2 protein-coding genes and 1 pseudogene are annotated in these 2,651 nt (G+C 61.3%); all 3 read left to right on the top strand.

What is annotated here, in order from left to right:
- Positions 1-256: pseudogene (locus EN939_RS29055) on the top strand (ABC transporter ATP-binding protein); the annotation flags it as partial.
- Between the two features lie 249 nt (positions 257-505).
- Positions 506-1,693: a hypothetical protein gene (locus EN939_RS29050; protein WP_236382810.1), complete on the top strand. Its 1,188-nt coding sequence runs from the start codon at positions 506-508 to the stop codon at positions 1,691-1,693.
- Positions 1,694-2,027: 334 nt separating this feature from the next.
- Positions 2,028-2,651: glutamate--tRNA ligase (locus EN939_RS29045; RefSeq protein WP_245473201.1), on the top strand; the 624-nt coding region annotated here is incomplete at its 3' end.

The following is a 2,651-nucleotide window of genomic DNA, read 5'->3' as shown; positions in this document are numbered from 1 at the left end:
GGCGACATCGAGCCTCGATTCGGAGTCGGAGGTGCTGATCCAGCAGGCGATGGAGCGGCTGATGGTCGGCCGCACGACGCTGGTCATCGCGCACCGGCTTTCGACGGTGAGGGCGCTGGACCGGCTGCTGGTCTTCGATCGCGGCAACATCGTCGAGGAAGGCTCGCATAATGAACTGATCCGGCTGAAAGGCGGCATCTACCGCCGCCTGTTCGAGCGCCAGGCATTGGAACTGACCAAGGGACTTGTGAGCTGAGTTGAGGCGGCCTTCAGCTTCGGCCGGAGGCCGCCTCTGTCCGGCACGGTCAGCCCAGCGGGCTGGAGCAGGGCATGCGATCGCAAGGCCGCGGCCAACCCGCCGATCAGCGCAGCGATGCTGGCCGACTTGATTTGCCTGTGAAGCCCTGTCCGGATAGTAAGTCTTGAGACCTCTGTTCATCATACTGACCGAGATACGTTGTTTCTACCATTGGTTGATATATATCCGATGGAGGGCAACCCACGGATGTTCTTCACGATGCATCTTTCTGCAAATGCCGAGGAGAAGTTGGCTGCGCCGTCAGTGCTGGAATCTCAGCATGGCTCGGTTCGGCCGCTGGCTGCCGAAGATCTTGAGCGCGTCGCCGCACTCTTCCTGACGAAGTTTCGCCGGCGCCGGCGTCACCTCCTCGATCGCGCGATCGCGGAAACGGCCGCGTATATGAGAGAGATTTACCTCGACCCTGCCGGCCAGTCCGGGGAAAGCAACGCTCTTGTCCAGATCAACCGGCACGGTCGTCTGGGTGGATTCCTCGGCGTTCTGAAAGCCCGCTACGAGCTCAATGGAGCGCCATTGAATGCGGCGATCATCGGGCCGCTCATGGCCGACCCCGGCACCGATGACGGCTCGGCCGGACCCCAATTGCTGCGTGCCTTGCATCAAGGCGAATTCGATCTGCAGCTGACCGATTCGGCCAACCGGACATCCTTGGCCTTCGCGCGCCCGATGAAGTACCAACTCCTCCCGGTGCATTGTCTGGGATGGACATATGTTTTCCGGCCGGCGGCGATGGCCGCCGCCGCACTGCACCGTAAATGGCCTGGCCTGCCTCGCCTTGTACTCGATCCATGCGCAAGAGCATTCGATGCTCTCGCCAAGAAAAGGTTCGAGCCACCGGTCCTCCATTCATCGTCGCATCGCACCCATCGTGAGCCGATCGATGCCGTTCAATTTGCCGAGAAGCTGCCGACCCTCCTGTCTGGTTACGCTCTTCGGCCGAGTTGGAAGGATGGGGAACTTGCACGGCTGCTTGCGCTGGCGGCCGAGAAGCGGGCCGACGGCCCCCTTCATTTCGGTGGGACCTACGACGAAACGGGCAAAATGCTCGGTTGTTATGCCTTCTATGGTCAAGCCGGCGGCGTGGCGAACCTGTTGCAGATCCAGGCATCCGGATTGCACTGGGGCGCGACGCTGGATGCGCTTGTCGCCGCCGCATGGGAGATGGGCTGTGTGGGCATCACCGGACAGACGCAGACCAAATTCATACCTCAACTCTTTGGCTACAAGAATGTCTTCTTCCGCTATGCCGGGGGAACAATGGTCCGCTCGCGGATCGCCGAGGTCACGGAAGCGGTCCGCTCCGGCGACATCTTTATCGGTGGATTGGTGGGCGACCGCTGGACCCGCCTCAGTTCCGATGATTTCGGCCGCTGATCGCCTTCAAGCGCTACAAACTTGGGTTAATGGGTTCCTTCGGAGCCTTCGCCGACGCGTTGGCTGACGGAGCATCAAACGAAAAACCCGCCTGTGCGGCGGGTCGCTGGCGCAAATCAGCACCATAGCCAAATATGTACCATAGCTGAGGGCACCGAGTCAAGAAAAAATTCCTATCGTGAAAAGCTGCCGGCACAAATGGGCACCGCCGGCCTGGGCGCAGTCGGAGGCGTCCACCGTCCGGTCTTTTCATTCCAGCCGCCATGTTCTATGTCTGCCGGCCAGCGCGGGGGCGCGTCTTGTCAACCACAAAAGCATCCGGTACGCCCCGTTCATGACAGTTACCGTTCGTTTCGCCCCGTCGCCGACCGGCCGCATTCATATCGGCAATGCGCGCACGGCTCTGTTCAACTGGCTGTTTGCCATGAACAACAAGGGCCGATTCATCCAGCGCTTCGACGACACCGACATTGCGCGCTCGAAGCAGGAGTTTTCCGACGCCATCCTCTACGACCTGCATTGGTTGGGCATTTTTCCCGACGCCACCGAGTACCAGTCGCGGCGCTTCGATATCTATGACGCGGCGGTCGAGAGGTTGAAGGCGGCAGGCGTTCTCTATGCCTGCTATGAAACGCCGGAGGAACTCGATCTCAGGCGCAAGGTGCGCCGCACGCGCGGCCTGCCGCCGGTCTATGGCCGGGAGGCGCTGACGCTGACGCACGAGCAGATCGCCGAGTACCAGGCCGATGGCCGCCAGCCGCACTGGCGTTTTCTCCTCCCCAATTTCTCAGGCGATCCACAACAGCCGGAACGCACCGAAATCCACTGGAACGACCTGGTGCGCGGCGAGGAAACCGTCGATCTGGCTTCGCTTTCCGATCCGGTCCTGGTGCGCGAGGACGGCACCTATCTCTACACGCTGCCTTCCGTCGTCGACGACATCGAGATGGGCGTCAGC

Source organism: Mesorhizobium sp. M7A.F.Ca.CA.002.05.1.1 (genome assembly GCF_003998335.1).
Classification (GTDB): Bacteria; Pseudomonadota; Alphaproteobacteria; order Rhizobiales; family Rhizobiaceae; genus Mesorhizobium.
This window is presented reverse-complemented; position numbering and strand designations above follow the sequence as displayed.

Bases quoted from the DNA above. Each gene is read 5' to 3' on its own strand.
- EN939_RS29050 (WP_236382810.1), top strand. From the start codon at position 506: ATGTTCTTCACGATGCATCTTTCTGCAAATGCCGAGGAGAAGTTGGCT.